This window comes from Streptomyces sp. NPDC001135, assembly GCF_053598395.1.
Genome location: NZ_JBSFKD010000021.1, coordinates 1 through 17656, shown reverse-complemented (window position 1 = coordinate 17656; position 17656 = coordinate 1). Strand labels below are relative to the sequence as shown.

Here is a 17656-nt window from a genome sequence, read left to right as displayed (position 1 = left end):
CCACGGATACCACGCCTCGGCACAGTCACGCTCGCCATGTCCACGAACCGGACCCCAGTGCGGCCCGCGTCCCACTAGGGTCCGCACACGTGACCGACACGACCGAGACCTTCCTGCGGACGACCCGCACCTCCTACGACGCGATCGCCAAGGACTACGCGGCCCGGTTCCCGGCCGGTGACCGCCATCCGCTGGACCGCACCCTGATCACCGCCTTCGCCGAACTGGTCACGCAGGCCGGCCCGGCCCCCGTGGCCGATCTGGGCAGCGGCCCCGGCCACGTCACCGCGCTCCTGGACGAGCTGGGCGTCCCGGCCTTCGGTGTCGACCTGTCCCCCGCGATGGTGGCCCTGGCCCGCGACGCCTACCCCCAACTGCGCTTCCACATCGGCTCGATGACGTCCCTGGACCTGCCGGACGCCACTTTGGGCGGCATCCTCGCCCTGTACTCGACGATCCACGTCCCCGACGCCCACCTGCCGGCGGCCTTCGCGGAATTCCACCGCACCCTGGTCCCCGGCGGCCACGCCCTCCTCGCCTTCCAGACCGGCACGGACCCCGGCCACCTGCACCTGCCGGAACGCTTCGGCCACGAGATCGACCTCGACTACTACTGGCGCACCCCCGACCAGATCACCGGCCTGCTGACGGAGGCGGGCCTGGACCTGGTGGCGACGGTACGCCGGGAGCCGTCGGGGGAGGAGGCGCGAGCCCGGGGGTTCGTGCTGGCCCGCAAGCCCGAGCCCGGGGGCGGGGCCTAGGATCCCCGGGCCGCCCGGCCGGCCCTTCGTCGCCGGTACGGCGTCACGCCAGAGGGTGACGTCCAGGGTGACGTACCGGCCGGCGCCGGTGCTCGGTGACTGTCCCCGGCAGGTCACGGGGGCGATGGTGCCGTCCGGGGGGTCAGGCACAGCTGCCGGCCCCGGGTCGGGCGGCTGACGGAGACGCCCTCGCCGGGGGTTGCCGGGGCGCCGCGGGTACGGACGCCGGGGCTGCTGGAGTGGGGCCGTCAGGGGGCCGGGGGCTGTTCCCGCGGGGGCGGTGCCGGGACGGGGCCTTGTAGCGCTCGGTGATCGTCGCGGTCACCGCACTCGGCAGCCAGTCCTCATGGCGGCGCGGGAGAGGGACGCGTCGTGCCGAACCCCGTGCCGTTGTCAGTGGCCCCCGCTAGAGTCCCGTCCCAAGATCCGTGCAGCGAGATCCAGGGGGAATTGCCATGGCCGACACCGGCAGCACCGCGCACGAGGGTTTCACGGCCGAGGAGCGGGCCGCGATGAAGGAGCACGCCCGGGAGCTGAAGACGGCGGCCCGGCGCGGCTCGCGGGCGGAGAAGGCGGCGCAGGCGGAGCAGGACGTCCTCGCGAAGATCGCCGAGATGCAGGACTCGGACCGCGTCATGGCGGAGCGCGTCCACGCCGTGATCACCGCAAACGCCCCCGCGCTCGCGCCCAAGCTCTGGTACGGGATGCCGGCCTACGCGCTGGACGGCAAGGTCGTCTGCTTCTTCCAGAGCGCCGAGAAGTTCAAGGCGCGCTACGCGACCCTGGGCTTCAGCGACCAGGCGAAGCTGGACGAGGGCACGATGTGGGCGGCCGGTTTCGCCCTGACCGAGGTGACCGGTGAGGTGGAGGAGCGGATCGCGGCCCTCGTGAAGCGGGCCGTGGGCTGAGACACGCTCACGGGCAGGAGCGAGCGGCCGGGCCAACTCGCCGCGCTGCGGCCTAGTGCGCCCACGTCCCGTCGCGCATGATGAGCCTGCCGCGCAGTTCCGGCTCCCCGCGCCAGGCGCGCACCGTCTTCGGCACCACCCGCACGTACACGAAGGAGCCCTCCTCCGCGCGCGGGTCCCACCCGAACTTGGCGGCGAACGCCTCCGCCGCGTCTTCGGGCACGTCCTGGTCCGGGAAGCACTCCGCCTCCCCCTGGACGAGCACCACGTCGAAGGTGTCCGGCAGCGCCAGGCGCACACGCGGCTCCCTGCGGAGGTTCCGTACGGTCGCGGACGTGGCACCGGTGCACAGCCACACGGCTTGTCCGTCCCACAGGAACCACAGCGGCACCTGGTGCGGCCCGTGTTCGGGATGAGCCGTCGAAACCCACAGATCCCGCTCGGTGGCGAGCCGTTCCAGAGTGTCGCGCCGGCGTTCCCCGGGCGGGCGACGAGTGATCCCCGTGGTCTGCATGAGTGCCGACCCTAGCCAGGGGTCCGACAGCGCGCATGGGGCAACGGACCTACTCCCAGCGACCGATGGACACCTCGGCCTCCTCGCGCCCGCTGTAAATGAGTGGGGCCGGCCGACGCCCGCTGGTACCTTCTGGGCAGCCGTGGGAGAACGCGAGGAGGTGAGACCCATGAAGGCTGTATCCAGGTGGGTGCTCCCCCTTTCCGTCACGGTGGGCGATTGACGCAGGTGTCGCCGGGAGCGCCTCGGACCAGGCACTCCTGAGAGGCAACACCTATGAACTCCGTGCATTTCACTTCAGGCGCGAGTCACCACGCGGTCGTGGTCACGCGCATCTCGGACACGCTGTGGCACGCCGTGGAGGACGGCCGGACGGTCGGCCGCGGCGACGCCTCGCGCCGGCCCGACGGGCGGCTCTTCATCAGCATCGACGCGTGGCACGGCGCGGTCTTCGACCGCATCGCCGACACGATGCTGCAGGACCTGCGGACACCGCTGTACACCGTGGTCGACGAGGCCGACCAGGACGCGACGTCCGCCTGGGAGCGGGCCGGTTTCACCGCGGCCCGCCGCGAGTGGGGGTACCTCGTGCCCACCGACCCGCGGGTCACCGGACTCGGCGCGGTGCGGCCCCCGTCGGACGTGACGATCGTGCCCGCCGGCGAGGCGGCGGAGGGCCCGCTGCGCGCCCTGGACAGGATCATCCGCGACGAGGTCGAGGCCTCCGTCGGATGGCGGACGATGCCGGCCGAGGTGCTGCCCCGCCCGGCGGGGACCACGGTGGTCGACCCGACGAAGTACGCGGTGGCGCGGCACTCGGACCAGTACGTGGGACTGCTGCGGGTGGCACCGCTGCCCCGGCAGCCGCGGATCGGGCTGGTCGCTGTCCGGGCCGACAGGCACCGCCGCGGTATCGCCCGGGCGCTGCTGGCTCACACGCTGGGCTCACTGCACCGCTCCGGGACCGCCGCGGCCTGGGCCGAGGTGAACGAGTCCAACGCGGCGGCCACGGCCCTGTTCGAGGGCATCGGCGCCCGGCGCACGGCCGCCACCCTGGAGCTCGTCCGCCGGCACACCGTCACAGAACGAAGGAAGTGAGAGACCATGACAAAAGCAGCAGGGGGCGTGGAAGTCGAAGGCACCGTCATCGAATGCCTGCGCAATGCCACCTTCAAGGTGGAGCTGGAGAACGGGCACACGGTGCTGGCCCACATCAGCGGGAAGATCCGGAAGAACTACATCAAGATCCTTCCGTACGACCGGGTGCTCGTGGAACTCAGCCCCTACGACCTGACCCGCGGCCGGATTCGCTTCCGGTACAGGACGTAGCGGAAGGAGTCGGCCGGACCCTTCAGGCCAGGCTCGTGACCGCCGTCAGCCGGTGCACGTCCCGGGCCGTGCCCGTCACCCCGGACAGGAAGCCCTGTGCTCGCGGGGACGCGTTCTGAGTGAGCCAGGACGGGTCGATGTCGCACACCGCCACCCTCACCCCCGTGCCCGTCAGTGCCAGCGGCAGGGTGTGGACGACCGTCGACGGGAAGCTGAGGATCGTACGGCCGATCGGGCCCCGGCGGGCGATCAGCTCCAGGGGGAGGTCCGGGCGCACGATCTGCAGGCCCGTCTCGGCGGCCAGGCGGTGGAGTTTGTCGGCGCTCTCGCGGCGGTGTGCGAAGTACCGGGTCGCGCCGTGGGCCTTGGCCAGGTTGCGGACCGCGTCGAGGTAGCGGTCGCCGTCCACGACCCCCGTCTCCACCAGGGAGGTGCCGACCATGTCCGCGCTCTTGGTGATGCGCGGCGGCCCGAAGCGGGCGCGGGTCCAGGAGAAGTCGTTGGCGGTGACCCGTACTCCCTCCGGTGTCTCCGTCACCGGCATGGAGGAGAAGACCTCGACCCGGCGACGGGCACTGGGCGTCAGGCGGCGGCGGGCCGAGGAGGACACCGGGGCGAAGAGCAGGTCGCGCGCCCCGGGGCGGCCGCCCTTGCGGTGCCAGCGGACCAGCCGCTCGCCCCGGGCCAGCTGGGCGACGAACTCCATCGTCGCCGTGCCGTCGTCCACCACGACCAGGTCATGGGACCGGGTGATGGTCAGCAGCAGTTGGACGTAGCGGGAGAAGGGGTCTCCCATGACGATGCGGTCCGCCCGCCTCAGGGCCCCCGCGAGGCCGCCGATCGTCTGGAACGGGGCCGCCGGGCCGCCCCGCGCCTCCTCCCAGCGCACCCGGTACCCCTCGTCCCGGGCCAGGTCCGCCATGCGGCGCAGCTGGCCCCGGGTCATGGGGTCGGTCGGGGCGAGGACGACGACCGTGAGATCCGCGCCGGCCGGTGGCGGGTCACCGGCCACCGTCCGCCTCACCTGCGCGGGCACGGACGGCAGCGGGTCCGGCTCCGCGCCGCGCAGGCCCTGCAGATGCGCCCACTCCAGCACGTTCAGCAGCTGGACCGGGCTCTCCACGAAGGCGAGCGTGCGGGGAGGGTGGCCGGCGTGACCGGCGCGGGGGCTCATCGGCGTACGACCGTCCCGTCGTAAGGGGCTCAAGGGGCCAGGGATCAGACCGTGACCGGCTCGCCGGCCGCGGCCGCGATCTCCGCCTCGGCGACGACGCCGGCGACGCGGCGCAGCTTCTTCATCGGGCCCAGCTCGGAGTCGTAGACCTTCTTGACGCCGTCACCGAGGGACGCCTCGATGGTGCGGATGTCGCGGACGAGGCGCGTCAGGCCCTGCGGCTCCACGGAGGCGGCCTGGTCGGAGCCCCACATGGCGCGGTCGAGGGTGATGTGGCGCTCGACGAACACAGCGCCCAGCGCCACCGCCGCCAGCGTGGTCTGCAGGCCGGTCTCGTGGCCGGAGTAGCCGATCGGGACGTTCGGGTACTCCTTCTCCAGCGTGTTGATCACGCGGAGGTTCAGCTCGTCGGCCTTCGCGGGGTAGGTCGAGGTGGCGTGGCACATCAGGATGTTGTCGGAGCCGAGGACCTCGACCGCGTGGCGGATCTGCTTCGGGGTCGACATGCCGGTCGACAGGATGACGGACCGGCCCGTGGCGCGCAGGGAGCGCAGCAGCTCGTCGTCGGTCAGGGACGCGCTCGCCACCTTGTGGGCGGGCACGTCGAACTTCTCCAGGAAGGCGACGGCCTCGGTGTCCCACGGGGAGGCGAACCAGGCGATCCCCTTCTCCTTGCAGTACTCGTCGATCTGGCGGTACTCGTCCTCACCGAACTCCACGCGGTGGCGGTAGTCGATGTAGGTCATCCGGCCCCAGGGGGTGTCGCGCTCGATGTCCCACTGGTCCCGCGGGGTGCAGATCTCCGGGGTGCGCTTCTGGAACTTGACCGCGTCGCAGCCGGCCTCGGCGGCCACGTCGATCAGCTTGAAGGCGTTCTCCAGCTCACCGTTGTGGTTGATGCCGATCTCGCCGCAGATGTAGACGGGACGGCCGGGGCCGACCTCGCGCGAACCGAACGTGCGCAGACGGGAGTTGGTGCTCATCAGGCGATGTCCTTACTTGGGGAGGGAATCGAGAGAGGGGCCGAGGATCCAGCTGGCGATCTCTCGGATCGCGCCGTCACCGCCGGGGAGAGTGGTGACCGCGCGTGCGGCGCCGCGTACGACGTCGTGGGCGCTCGCGACCGCCACGGGCCAGCCGACGAGGGCGAAGCACGGGAGGTCGTTGACGTCGTTGCCGACGTAGAGCACGCGCTCCGGCGCGATGCCCTGCTCCTCGCACCACTGCTTGAGGGCGAGGTCCTTGCGGTCGATGCCGTGCAGCACCGGGAGCTTCAGCTTCCGGGCGCGGGCGGCGACCACAGGGTTCTGTTCCGTGGACAGGATCAGCATCTTCAGGCCGCTCCTGCGCAGGGCCGCGATGCCGAGTCCGTCGCCGCGGTGCACGGAGACGAACTCCCGTCCGTCGGAGTCGATCAGCACCCGGTCGTCGGTCTGGGTGCCGTCGAAGTCGAGGACTACGGCGTCGATGTCGTCGTAGGCGGGGAGCGAACCGGGGCGGTCCGCGTCGAACAGGGGGGCCAGCGCGCGGGCGCGGGCCAGGTCGTGCGGGTCGTCGATCTCCAGCACGCGCGCGGGGTCGGTGCGGACGAGTTCCGTACGGCCGAAGAAGCGGTGCTGGTGCCCCCGGAAGCCGGCCGCGTCCATCGCGTAGGCGGCGCCGGTCTCCAGGAAGTCCTGGGGGCGGTCCTGGCGGCGCGGGCGGTAGGACTTGTCGTGGTTGACGCCGTAGCCCGTGCCGGCCTGCGCGGGCACGGTGTGACCGCCGCCCGCCGCCGCGGGCACCGGCGCCGTGCCGGACCCGGCCGCCGGGCGCGCCGTGCCGGCGGTGCCCTCCGTCGCCCGGTCTGCGGCCACCGCGCCGGCTGCTGGCGGCTCGCTGTGCGCGGCGGGTCCGTCGACCGCGTCCCGCCAGACGAATCCATGGAACGGCGCGACCGTCAGCGCGGTGTCCGCACCGCCTTCGATCACCGCCGACGCGACACCGTCGATGTCCTCGCGGACGATGAACGGGCTGGTGCACTGCACGAGCAGGACCACGTCGACCGCCGCGCCGTGCAGTGCCTCATGGGCGTCCAGGGCGTGCAGGACCGCGGCCTCGGAGGTCGCGGTGTCCCCGGCGATGGCGGCGGGCCGCAGCACGACCTCCGCGCCGGCCTCGCGGGCGGCGGCGGCGATGGCCTGGTCGTCGGTGGAGACGACGACGTCGGTCACCAGCCGGGCCGCCCGGCACTCGCGCACCGCGCGCGCCACCAGGGGGACACCGCCGACGGGCGCGAGGTTCTTCGCGGGCACGCCCTTGGAGCCGCCGCGCGCGGGGATCACCGCGAGCACCCGGCGCACCGAAGCGCCCTGGCCCGCTGCCGAGTTGGACATGGGGTCTCCTTGGAAGGTCCCTTGGAAGCCTTGGAGGGTCGTCACAGCTCCCCCATCCGGCGGATCACCGGGGCGACCCGCTGCACGCCGTGGCGGTAGGCGCCACGCGCCGCGCGGCGCACGATCTGGCGGACCGGTCCGGGCTCCTTGTCGGCGGCGGGCGCGCCGGGCAGCGGGACGCCGTCGGGGCCGAGGTGGTGCCGGGCGAGGATGCCGGGCAGATAGCCCGGCGCCGTCTCGGGGGTGTAGTAGGGGTTCAGGGGCGGCAGTCCGCCGGGGCGGTCCAGCAGCCTGGCGATGCGTGCGCGGGCGGTGTCGAAGGCCGTGCCGTACGTCCCGTCGGCCGCCACCCCCTGCCGGGCCACCCACTCCTCGTCGGCCGCCGGCCGGTGTCCGGCATCGAGCTGGTCCCAGGAGGCGAGGCAGCCGGAGCCGGTGAAGTGGTGGTTGCCGAGCACCTCGCGCACGCCCAGGTCGGTGAGGATCACCGTGGGGATGCGGCGGTGCAGGGCCTCCAGGGCGGCCGTGGAACTGACCGTGACCAGCAGGTCGGTGCGGTCCAGCACCTCGCCCATGTGGCCGTACACCAGGCGGAAGTTGGCGGGCAGGTCCTTGCCCTGCGCCAGCTTCTGGTACGGCAACTCCTCGATGTGGGTGGTGTGTTCGCCCGGCTTGGAGCGCAGCTTCAGCAGTACGTCGCGTTCGGGGTGCCTGCGGGCGTGCCCGATGAGCCGGTCCAGCAGGTAGGCGCGGTCCTTGCGGCTGTCCGGGACGGACGGCTGGGCCGCGAACACCACGGTGTAGGGCTCGTGTTCGCCGGTGTACGGCGCCCCGCCGAGGAAGGGCAGCGCGACCTCGGTGACCGAGGAGGCGTCGGCACCCACGCCCTCGTACACGGCCCGGAACCGATCCGCGTCATGGCGGGAGTTGGCGAGGACGAGGTCGGCGCCGTGCCGCAGCAGCAGCCCGTCGGCGAGCTTCTCGTAGACGACACCGACGTATCCGGTGACGACGACGGGACGCCTGCCGGCACCCGCCCACAGGGCGCGCAGCCCGTGCAGCATCGCCTGCACCCCGCCGCCGACCAGCGCGAGGACCAGGACGTCGTACGACGACTCGCCCATGGCGCGCAGGAACTCGACGCCGGTGACCTCGCGGAGGGAGTCCGCCCGGACGCCGACCTCCTTCAGCTGGCGGGCTGTCGGGGTGGCGCGTCCCCGCAGGAGGTAGCCGTCGAGCCGGATCCCGGCATCGGCGGGGGCGAGGCGCTGCGCGGTGAGCGCGCCCCACTTCCACCGGGTGTCGGAATCGGCGAGGACCGCGACCCGCAGGGACTTCGTAGCACTTGCTGGCACGCCGCAGACGCTAGGAAGCCATTCCGAGGTCCCGCCCAACCGGAATACAACAAACGGTTAACAGCACACCGCCGAATGGCGAATCGGGTCGTGAAGGCGCGCGGAAAAAGCCCGGTTCACAGCTTCGCCACGTGCCGTTCACCCCGCATCAAGCAGACGGTCAAGACGAATGACGGGCTTCCCCCTAACGTCCCTGACGTGGTCAAGCTCTCCGTCATCGTGCCGTTCTACAACGTGCAGCAATACGCGCCCGACACGCTCAGGAGCCTGAAGGCGAACGCGCGTGAGGACTTCGAATTCATTCTCGTCGACGACTGCTCCCGTGACGAGACACCAGAGATCCTCGCGCGCGCGGAGCGCGAGCTGCCCGGGGCGGTCTACGTCCGGCACGAGCGGAACGGAGGGCTGGCGACCGCCCGCAACACCGGTATCGACCGGGCGCGCGGCGCGTACCTGACCTTTCTGGACGGCGACGACTGGCTCGCCCCCGGCTACTTCCCGCAAGCGGTTTCGGCCATGGAGGAGCTGGGCTGCGACTTCATCCGCACCGATCATGTGCAGTGCACCGCGCGGTCGCGCTCGGTGAACCGGGTGCCGGTCGGCCGGCGGAACGTGGTGATGGACCCGCGGGAGGCGATCCTGCCCGCCGACCGGTCGACGTCCGTGGACTACGCGTACGCGTGGGCCGGTTTCTACCACCGCCGGCTGGTGGACAAGGGACTGCTGCACTTCACCGACGGGCTGCGGACGGCCGAGGACCGGCCGTGGATCTGGAAGTTGCACCGGGAGGCGGAATCCTTCGCCGCGGTGAGTCTGCTCGGCGTGTTCTACCGGCGCGGAGTCGCCTCCTCGCTCACCCAGATCGGTGATGTCCGCCAGCTCGATTTCATTCGCGCGTTCGATCAGGTCATCGCGGAAACCGCCGAGGACCGGGATGCCGAGCAACTGCTCCCGAAGGCCGTCCGTACCTATTGCGCCATCATTTCCCATCACCTGGGATCCATCGAAAGGTTCGAGCCCGCGGTGGCGAAGAAACTGAAATCCATGAGTGCCGCCGCCCTGCGGCGCATGCCGCAGGACGTGCTGGACGAGGCGCTGGACTCCATGGACCTCCAGCGCGCCACCAAGCTGCGCCGGCTGCGCCGCCGTCCCGCCCCCGCGGGGGCCGCCGCGTGACCACCCAGATCTTCCAGGCGTCGACGCTGTACGGCACGGCCACCCTCGCCGCCGCCCTGGACTCCGGCTGCTTCCGCCCGGCCGGCCGGCGGATCCTGCTGGTCTGCAACAACGCGGCCACGCCCGAGACCACACCCGCGCTGGACGAGGCGCCAGGCTTCGAGAAGCTGCGCGACCGCTTCGACGACGTGATCTCGTACAACGACACCCTCTTCCCGTTCCACCCGGGCGGCTGGGCACCCCGCGGCGACGATCTGCCGCTCTGGGAGCGGTTCCTGCGCCACGAGTGGCAACTGGGCACCGACGACGTCGAGTTGGCCGTCGAGTCGATCCAGGTCAACCCGTCGCTGGCGCTCGCGCAGATCTTCACCGGCGCCCCGGTCACGGTCTACGCCGACGGCCTGATGACCTACGGCCCCACCCGCAACAAGATCGACCCGCTGGTCGGCACCCGCGTGGACCGGGTGCTGCACCTGGACCTGGTGCCGGGCCTGAAGCCGCTGCTGCTCACCGAGTTCGGCGTGCCGGGCGAGATCGTGCCGACGGCCGCCTTCACCAAGGTGCTCGCCGAACTCGCGCCCTCCGGAGACGGGTTGCCGGAGATCGAGGAGCCCGCGCTGCTGCTCGGCCAGTACCTCTCGGCGCTGGACATCCTCACCGCCGAGCAGGAGGAGAACCTGCACGTGCGGATGCTGAGGGGCGCGGCGGCGCTCGGCCACACCAAGGTGGTGTTCAAGCCGCACCCGTCCGCCCCGGCCCGCTTCACCCGTTCGCTGGAGCAGGAGGCGGAGAAACTCGAGGTCGAGCTGACCGTGCTCGACACGCCGGTCCTCGCCGAGGTGCTGTACCAGCGGATGCGTCCCGCGCTGGTCGTCGGCTGCTTCTCGACCGCCCTGCTCACGGCGCGGGCGCTGTACGGCCTGCCGGTCGCCCGGATCGGCACCGGGGCGCTGCTGGAACAGCTGACCCCGTACGAGAACAGCAACCGGGTCCCGGTCACCCTCGTGGACGCGCTGCTGCCCGACCTCGGCGACCGTGCCGCGGTCACCGAGCAGCGCTCCGGCAGGGACGTCGAGGCGCTCGGCGCGCTGATCCGCGCGGTGGGCTTCGCGATGCAGCCGAAGATCTACCCGCGGCTGCGCCCCGAGGTCGAGACCTGGCTCGCGCGGCACCTGAACCCGCACACCCTGCGCTACTTCAAGCGCCGGCGCCTGTCCTCGCTGGCCCTGCCCGGCGGGGTGCCCGCCCAGCTGGCGTTCATCCCGCGCAACGCGACGGTCCGCCGGGTGGCCCGCAAGGCGCGCAGCCTGCGCCGGGGAGCGCGCGGTTAGCAGGGGCCGGGCAGCGGGCCGCATCCGGCCGGTGCGCCGTCAGCAGCCGGTGCGCCGCCAGCGGCCGACGGCACCACCGAATCAGGAAGGAAAGCGCATGGCTGCTTCACCCGCCGGCCTCGCCGCCGCCCGCGGCCCGCTGATACCCCGGACGGCTGCCGCCCCGGCGTCGTCCGGCAGGGGCGGAAGCCGTCTCCTGGCCCTGGACGGCCTGCGGCTCGTCGCCGCGCTGATGGTCTGTCTCTACCACTACACCGGTCGCGGCGGCACGGTCTCCGAGTCCTGGCACGCGAGCCCGGCCCACCTCTTCCCGGTCCTGTCCCGGGCGGCCGTCTACGGCAATTTCGGCGTGCAGTTCTTCTTCGTCATCAGCGGTTTCGTGATCTGCATGAGCAGTTGGGGCCGCACCCTCGGCGATTTCTTCCGCTCCCGCATCGCGCGCCTGTACCCCGCCTACTGGGTGGCTCTGTTCCTGATCACGGGCGCATCGCTCGCCCTGCCCGTCGTGGTCCACGCGGTCCGGCCGGACGAGTTCCTGGTCAACCTGACGATGCTCCAGCAGCCCATGGGCGCGACCCGGATCCTGGGCGTGTGCTGGACGCTCTGGGTCGAGGTCCGTTTCTACGTGCTGTTCGCGCTGCTCGTCGTCCTGCGCGGGGTGACCCACCGCCGGGTGGTGCTGTTCGCCTGTGTCTGGACGCTGGCGGCCGTCCTGTGCCACTCGTCCGGCAACGGCCTGCTGAACCAGGTGGTCATGCCCGAGTTCGCCCCCTTCTTCATCGGCGGTCTGGCGCTGTACCTGATCCACCACTTCGGCAGCGACCTGCTCGCCTGGGGCATCGTGGCGATGTCCTGGCTGCTCGCCCAGAGCGAGGCCACCCAGGGCCTGTGGGGCGCCCATCCCCACCGCAACCCGTACGTCGTCATCCTGATCGTCACCGTCGCCTACGGGGCCGTCGCCGCCGTGGCGCTGGGCTGGACCCGGTGGGCCTCCTGGCGCTGGCTGGTCACGGCCGGCGCGCTGACGTACCCGTTCTACCTGGTCCACGAGCACCTGGGCTGGTTCGTGATCCGGGTGCTGCACCGGGGGCTCGGCCTGCCCGCGTGGCCGACGCTCGGGGCGACCGTGCTCGGCATGCTCGTGCTGGCCTGGCTGATCCACCGGTTCGTGGAGAGGCCGTTCGGGCCGCGGCTGAAGCGGGCCCTGAGGAAGACCCGCGGGCTCCCCGCCGTCAGCTGATCCCGTACCGCGCCCCGATGCCCGCGATCAGCAGTGCCAGCCCCTCCTCGAACTGCTCGTCATAGCCGTCGAAGAGCAGCTGTCCGACCTCCGCCGCGAGCGGGTACTCCGCCATCCGCCGGGCGCGTTCCCCGACGTCGTACCCCTCCCGGCGCTCGCCCGGGAGGGGTACGACGCCCTGCTCCTCGATGACGAAGCCGATGGTGTACGCGTTCGCCGTGCGACCCGCGTGGACGGCCTGGACGAGGGTGAGGCCGGCGTCCGTCAGCAGCCGCAGGTTCGCCTCCAGTTCCTCGCCGTGTTCCGTGCCCGTGAAGCGTGAACCGCTGAACACCTTCGCCCCGTCGCGGTAGCCGAGCAGCGCGGCCCGCAGTCCGCGGTTCGCCTTCAGCAGTCGCTCCTGCCAGGTGTCGGCGGCATCGAGCGCTGCACCGGCGACCATCCGCCGGTACATCTCCGTCGCCATCTCGTCCAGCAGCGCCTGCTTGTCCTTGAAGTGCCAGTACAGCGCGGGCGCCTTGACGTCCAGTTCCTTGGCGATGGCACGCAGGGTCAGACCGTCCAGACCGACCTCGTTCAGCAGGCGCAGCGCGGTGTCGGCGACGCGTCGGCGATCCAGGGGGGCGCGTTTCTCGGGGCTCACACTTGACAGCTTAACAGCGTTAAGGGCACGCTCATGGGCAACAGCACTTAACGGCGTTAAGGAGAAGAGTGATGGATGTCCTGATCGTGGGCGCGGGCCCGACCGGTCTGGCCCTCGGCATCGACCTCGCGCGGCGCGGGGTGGGGGCACTGGTGGTGGAGCGGGCCGAGGGCCTGTTCCCCGGCTCGCGCGGCAAGGGGATCCAGCCGCGCACCCAGGAGGTCTTCGACGACCTGGGCGTGCTGGAGGCGATCCGGGCGGCCGGCGGCCCCTACCCGGCCCGGATGATCTGGAAGGACGGCGAGCGGACCGGCGAGCAGCCGATGTTCGAACCGGTGGAGGCGGACGAGGGTGCGCCGTACACCGAGCCGCTGATGGTCGCGCAGTGGCGCACCCAGGAGGTGCTGTACGCGCGGCTGGCCGAGCTGGGCGGCGAGGTGGCCTTCGGGCGGGAGGTGACAGGTCTTCAGCAGGACGCGGACGGCGTGACCGCGCGGTTCGCCGACGGTACGACCGCCCGCGCCCGGTACCTCGTGGCGGCCGACGGCGGCCGGTCCGGCGTCCGGCGTGCGCTGGGCGTCGGCATGGCCGGGGAGACGGTCGACCCCGCGCCGTTCCTGGTGGCGGACGTACGGCTGACGGGCCTGGACCGTGACCACTGGCATACCTTCCCGGGCGCCGACGGCACCGGCGTCGGCCTGTGCCCGCTCAACGGCACCGACGACTTCCAGCTGCAGGCGCGCCTCGCGCAGGACACGGAACCCGACCTGTCCCTGGACGGCGTCCGCAAGCTGGTGGCGGCGTACACGCACCTGGACGCCGGGAACGTCACCGAACTGCGCTGGGCCTCGGACTTCCGGCCGCGCACCGGCCTCGCGGACCGTTTCCGGGTGGGCCGGGTCTTCCTCGCGGGCGACGCGGCGCACGTCCACTCCCCGGCCGGCGGCCAGGGCCTGAACACCAGCGTCCAGGACGCCTACAACCTGGGCTGGAAGCTGGGCGCGGTGCTGCGTGGCGGGGCGCCGGACTCTCTCCTGGGCACCTACGAGGAGGAGCGCCGGTCGAACGCGGCGGCCATGCTGGACCTGTCGACGGGCGTGCACCGCGGCGAGGTACGGCGCGGAAGGGCGACGGTGCAGCTCGGGCTGGGCTACCCGGAGTCGTCCCTCAGTGTGGAGACCAGGAAGAACCCGACCGGGATCCGGCCGGGCGACCGCGCCCCGGACGGCACCGTGTCCGGCGTCCGCCTCTTCGACGCGTTCCGGGGCCCGCACTGGACGCTGCTCGGCGCGAAGACCTCCGGCGTGGGCGTGCGGGCGCTGCCGACGGCGCCGGAGTCGTACGGCTCGGGTGTCTTCCTGGTCCGCCCGGACGGGTACGTGGGCTGGGCGGGCGACACGACAGCCGGGCTGGACTCGTATCTCACCCGGGTGGGCCGCCGCTAGGCGCTGGCCAGCGTCAGCTTCACCGCGAAGCCCAGGAACAGCGCCCCGGCCGCCGAAGTGGCCGTGGCCGACAGCCTCCTGCGCCGCCGGAACGCGGCAGCGAGCCGCGTCCCGCTGAATATCAGGGCGCTGAGATAGAGGAAGCTGGCCAGCTGGGCGAAGGCGCCGAGGACGACGAAGGACAGGGCCGGGTAGGCGTAGTGGGGGTCGACGAACTGCACGAAGAAGGCGACGAAGAACAGGATCGCCTTGGGGTTGAAGAGGCTCACGACGAAGGCGCGCCGGAAGGGCCGCTCGTCCGGGGCGGCGGTGGGCCCGGTGCCCTCGGCGGCCTTCTCTCTCCGCGTCCGCCACAACTGCCAGGCGGACCGCAGCATCCCGATCGCCAGCCAGGTCAGGTACCCGGCACCGGCGTACTTCACGATCCCGAACAGCACGGCGTTGGCCTTGAGCAGCGAGGCGACCCCGGCGGCGGACAGCGTCATCAGCACGGTGTCCCCGCACCAGACCCCGGCGGCGGCGGTGTAACCGGTCCGCACTCCGCGCCGGGCGGCGACCGAGAGCACGTAGAGGGAATTGGGGCCGGGCAGCAGGACGATCAGGATCAGGCCCGCGAGATACGTGGGGAGGTCGATGACGCCGAACATGGGAAGGAGTGTCGCACGGGGGTACGACAGCTCAGAACGTCTCCGAAGGCTCATAAGCCCCCCACACGCCGCGGAGCGCTCCGCACACCTCCCCCACCGTCGCCCGCCCCCGCAGCGCCTCCTTCATGGGGTACAGGACGTTGTCCTCCCCCTCCGCCGCCTTCCGCAACGCGTCCAGCGCCGCGTCCACCGCACCCTGGTCCCGCTCGGCCCGCAGCTTCTCCAGGCGCTCCGCCTGCCGGGCCTCGATCGCCGGATCCACCCGGAGGGGCTCGTACGGCTCCTCGTCGTCGAGCCGGAAGCGGTTCACGCCGACGACCACCCGGTCCCCGGAGTCCGTCTCCTGGGCGATCCGGTACGCGTTCCGCTCGATCTCGGACTTCTGGAAGCCCCGCTCGATCGCCGCGACCGCCCCGCCCAGGTCCTCGACCCGCCGCATCAGGTCGACGGTCGCCTCCTCGACGTCGTCCGTCATCCGCTCCACGGCGTACGAGCCCGCGAAGGGATCCACGGTCGCGGTCACGTCCGTCTCGTGTGCCAGCACCTGCTGGGTCCGCAGTGCCAGCCGCGCGCTCTTGTCCGTCGGCAGGGCGATCGCCTCGTCGAAGGAGTTGGTGTGCAGGGACTGGGTGCCGCCGAGGACCGCCGCCAGGGCCTGGACGGCGACCCGGACGAGGTTCACCTCGGGCTGCTGGGCCGTCAGTTGCACCCCGGCCGTCTGCGTGTGGAAGCGCAGCATCAGCGACTTGGGGTTCCGCGCCCCGAACTCCTCCCGCATCACCCGCGCCCAGATCCTGCGCGCCGCGCGGAACTTGGCGACCTCCTCCAGCAGCGTCGTACGGGCCACGAAGAAGAAGGAGAGGCGGGGCGCGAAGTCGTCCACGGACATCCCCGCCGCCACCGCCGTACGGACGTACTCGATGCCGTCCGCCAGGGTGAAGGCGATCTCCTGGACGGGCGACGCGCCCGCCTCGGCCATGTGGTAGCCGGAGATCGAGATCGTGTTCCACTTCGGGATCTCGGCGGTGCAGTACTTGAAGATGTCCGCGGTCAGGCGCAGGGACGGCTTCGGCGGGAAGATGTACGTCCCGCGCGCGATGTACTCCTTCAGCACGTCGTTCTGGATCGTGCCCGTCAGCCGGTCGGCCCGTACGCCCTGCTCCTCCGCCACCAGCTGGTACAGCAGGAGCAGCAGGGCCGCCGGCGCGTTGATCGTCATCGACGTCGAGACCTGGCCGAGCGGGATGCCGTCGAACAGCACCCGCATGTCCTCGATCGAGTCGACGGCCACGCCCACCTTGCCGACCTCGCCGCGTGCGAGGGGCGCGTCCGAGTCGTGGCCCATCTGGGTGGGCAGGTCGAAGGCGACCGAGAGACCCGTGGTGCCGTGCGCGATCAGCTGCCGGTAGCGGGCGTTGGACTCGGCGGCCGTACCGAAACCGGCGTACTGGCGCATGGTCCAGGGACGGCCGGTGTACATGGTCGGGTAGACCCCGCGGGTGAACGGGTACGTGCCCGGTTCGCCCAGTTTCCCGGCCGGGTCCCAGCCCTGGAGGGCCTCCGGCCCGTAGACCGGCTCGACCGGCAGTCCCGACTCCGACTCACGCGCCATGGATGCCTCCGCAGTACGTCCTGTCACCCCTCACCATGCCCCGTCGTTCGGCGGCGGTCACGCGGGGAAGCATCCCCGGCATGAGGATCTCGCGAAGACCGGCCGCCGTACTCGCCTCGGCCGCCACCCTTACCGCGCTCACCGCCCTGTGCGGGTGCACCGTGCAGCCCACCGACACCGACGGCAAATCCGGGGCGCCGGTGCGCGTCCAGCCCCCGGAACAGACATCCGCGTACACCTCCGGACAGACCTCGGGACTGACATCGGGACAGACGTCCGGGCAGGGACCCGGACAGCCCCCGGTGAGCCGTCCGGCGAATCCCACCCGGACGGCCCAGCGGCCACCGGCCGTGACGGCCGTGCCCGAGTCCCGGGTGCTGTGGTCGCGCGGCGACAGCGGGCCGGGCGTACGGGAGCTGCAGGCGCGGCTGCGCCAGGCGGCGTGGCTGTTCGACGGGCCGACGGGGTCGTACGACGATCTGACCGAGCAGGCCGTCAGAGGCTTCCAGGGCAAGCGGGGGCTGCCGCGGACCGGGCGGACGGACACCGTCACCTGGCAGCGGCTGGTGCGGATGACCCACGCGCCCGGCACGTGGGAGCTGTATCTGATGGGCGGCCAGCCGGCCGGTGCGCCCGACCCGCGCTGTATGACCGGACGCGTCCTGTGCATCGACAAGACGACGCGGACGCTGCGCTGGATGGTCGACGGCCGGACCCTGTCGACGACGGCGGTGCGGTTCGGGGCGCAGTACACGCCGACCCGGGAGGGCGTCTTCCACGTCTACTGGAAGGCACGGCACTGGGTGTCCACGCTCTACCACTCGCCGATGCCGTACGCGATGTTCTTCAGCGGCGGCCAGGCCGTGCACTACTCGTACGACTTCGCGGCGCGCGGATACGCGGGCGGCTCGCACGGGTGCGTGAACGTCCGGGACGAGACGGCGATCGCCCAGTTGTTCGCGCGGGTGCGGGTGGGCGACAAGGTCGTCATCCACTGGTGACGAGCGGCGGGGGCGGAACTGCGGGGCGCGGGCGGGACCGGGGGAACGTGTCCCACCCCCCCCGTGTCCATGACATGACCGCGGGTGATCCTAACGGAATGACGATCTTCGTCTGCCCTCGCCGTCATGGCCGGCTCATGCCGTG

The 17656-nt window shown here is 71.9% G+C and carries 17 protein-coding genes; 9 read left to right on the top strand and 8 right to left on the bottom strand.

Going from position 1 to position 17656, the window contains the following annotated elements:
- Positions 1-89 precede the first annotated feature (89 nt).
- Both ACWC94_RS24400 and ACWC94_RS24395 read left to right on the top strand, forming a co-directional pair.
- Positions 90-761, top strand: coding sequence for a class I SAM-dependent DNA methyltransferase (locus ACWC94_RS24400; protein ID WP_450799033.1), 672 nt, complete (start codon positions 90-92; stop codon positions 759-761).
- 455 nt (positions 762-1216) lie between these two features.
- Positions 1217-1669, top strand: a complete 453-nt coding sequence (locus ACWC94_RS24395) for an iron chaperone (protein WP_450799032.1) — start codon at positions 1217-1219, stop codon at positions 1667-1669.
- 52 nt (positions 1670-1721) lie between these two features.
- Here the strand turns inward: ACWC94_RS24395 and ACWC94_RS24390 are convergent, their stop codons facing one another.
- Positions 1722-2183: a pyridoxamine 5'-phosphate oxidase family protein gene (locus tag ACWC94_RS24390; protein WP_450799031.1), complete on the bottom strand. Its 462-nt coding sequence runs from the start codon at positions 2181-2183 to the stop codon at positions 1722-1724.
- Positions 2184-2459: 276 nt separating this feature from the next.
- Between ACWC94_RS24390 and ACWC94_RS24385 the strand changes: the two genes are divergently transcribed.
- Entirely contained in the window at positions 2460-3281 is an 822-nt protein-coding gene (locus ACWC94_RS24385; protein ID WP_450799030.1) for a GNAT family N-acetyltransferase, read from the top strand.
- A 6-nt stretch (positions 3282-3287) separates the two neighbouring features.
- Complete coding sequence (infA, locus tag ACWC94_RS24380; RefSeq protein ID WP_450799029.1) at positions 3288-3512, top strand: translation initiation factor IF-1; 225 nt, start codon at positions 3288-3290, stop codon at positions 3510-3512.
- Between the two features lie 22 nt (positions 3513-3534).
- Here the strand turns inward: infA and ACWC94_RS24375 are convergent, their stop codons facing one another.
- Genes ACWC94_RS24375 through ACWC94_RS24360 form a run of 4 tightly spaced genes read right to left on the bottom strand, consistent with a single transcriptional unit; the run spans position 3535 to position 8416 of the window.
- Positions 3535-4686, bottom strand: coding sequence for a hypothetical protein (locus ACWC94_RS24375; protein WP_450799028.1), 1152 nt, complete (start codon positions 4684-4686; stop codon positions 3535-3537).
- A 44-nt stretch (positions 4687-4730) separates the two neighbouring features.
- Positions 4731-5669 (bottom strand): N-acetylneuraminate synthase family protein, encoded by a 939-nt coding sequence (locus ACWC94_RS24370; protein WP_450799027.1) that lies wholly within the window; start codon positions 5667-5669, stop codon positions 4731-4733.
- A gap of 12 nt (positions 5670-5681) precedes the next feature.
- The gene (locus ACWC94_RS24365) at positions 5682-7061 is read right to left on the bottom strand and encodes a cytidylyltransferase domain-containing protein (protein ID WP_450799026.1); all 1380 of its coding nucleotides are present in this window, start codon (positions 7059-7061) and stop codon (positions 5682-5684) included.
- A 41-nt stretch (positions 7062-7102) separates the two neighbouring features.
- Entirely contained in the window at positions 7103-8416 is a 1314-nt protein-coding gene (locus ACWC94_RS24360) for a DUF6716 putative glycosyltransferase (RefSeq protein ID WP_450799025.1), read from the bottom strand.
- A 198-nt stretch (positions 8417-8614) separates the two neighbouring features.
- Here ACWC94_RS24360 and ACWC94_RS24355 point away from each other — a divergent pair, with 198 nt between their 5' ends.
- The 3 genes from ACWC94_RS24355 (at position 8615) to ACWC94_RS24345 (ending at position 12163) form a co-directional block, all read left to right on the top strand.
- Complete coding sequence (locus ACWC94_RS24355; protein ID WP_450799171.1) at positions 8615-9592, top strand: glycosyltransferase family 2 protein; 978 nt, start codon at positions 8615-8617, stop codon at positions 9590-9592.
- Positions 9589-10923 (top strand): alpha-2,8-polysialyltransferase family protein, encoded by a 1335-nt coding sequence (locus ACWC94_RS24350; protein WP_450799024.1) that lies wholly within the window; start codon positions 9589-9591, stop codon positions 10921-10923. Before ACWC94_RS24355 ends, ACWC94_RS24350 begins: the two co-directional genes overlap by 4 nt.
- Before the next feature lie 97 nt (positions 10924-11020).
- The gene (locus ACWC94_RS24345) at positions 11021-12163 is read left to right on the top strand and encodes an acyltransferase family protein (RefSeq protein WP_450799023.1); all 1143 of its coding nucleotides are present in this window, start codon (positions 11021-11023) and stop codon (positions 12161-12163) included.
- On the opposite strand, the gene ACWC94_RS24340 is transcribed toward ACWC94_RS24345, so the two are convergent.
- A complete protein-coding gene (locus ACWC94_RS24340) occupies positions 12156-12806 on the bottom strand; it encodes a TetR/AcrR family transcriptional regulator C-terminal domain-containing protein (RefSeq protein WP_450799022.1) in 651 nt (216 codons plus the stop codon). The genes ACWC94_RS24345 and ACWC94_RS24340 overlap by 8 nt on opposite strands.
- A 71-nt stretch (positions 12807-12877) precedes the next feature.
- On the opposite strand from ACWC94_RS24340, the gene ACWC94_RS24335 reads away from it, so the two are divergent.
- Positions 12878-14251: an FAD-dependent monooxygenase gene (locus tag ACWC94_RS24335; protein WP_450799021.1), complete on the top strand. Its 1374-nt coding sequence runs from the start codon at positions 12878-12880 to the stop codon at positions 14249-14251.
- Here ACWC94_RS24335 and leuE read toward each other — a convergent pair.
- Positions 14248-14898 (bottom strand): leucine efflux protein LeuE, encoded by a 651-nt coding sequence (leuE, locus tag ACWC94_RS24330; protein WP_450799020.1) that lies wholly within the window; start codon positions 14896-14898, stop codon positions 14248-14250. The genes ACWC94_RS24335 and leuE overlap by 4 nt on opposite strands.
- Positions 14899-14929: 31 nt before the next feature.
- The gene (locus tag ACWC94_RS24325) at positions 14930-16510 is read right to left on the bottom strand and encodes an acyl-CoA mutase large subunit family protein (RefSeq protein WP_450799019.1); all 1581 of its coding nucleotides are present in this window, start codon (positions 16508-16510) and stop codon (positions 14930-14932) included.
- Between the two features lie 80 nt (positions 16511-16590).
- Here ACWC94_RS24325 and ACWC94_RS24320 point away from each other — a divergent pair, with 80 nt between their 5' ends.
- Positions 16591-17511, top strand: a complete 921-nt coding sequence (locus tag ACWC94_RS24320) for a L,D-transpeptidase family protein (protein WP_450799018.1) — start codon at positions 16591-16593, stop codon at positions 17509-17511.
- Positions 17512-17656: the final 145 nt, after the last annotated feature.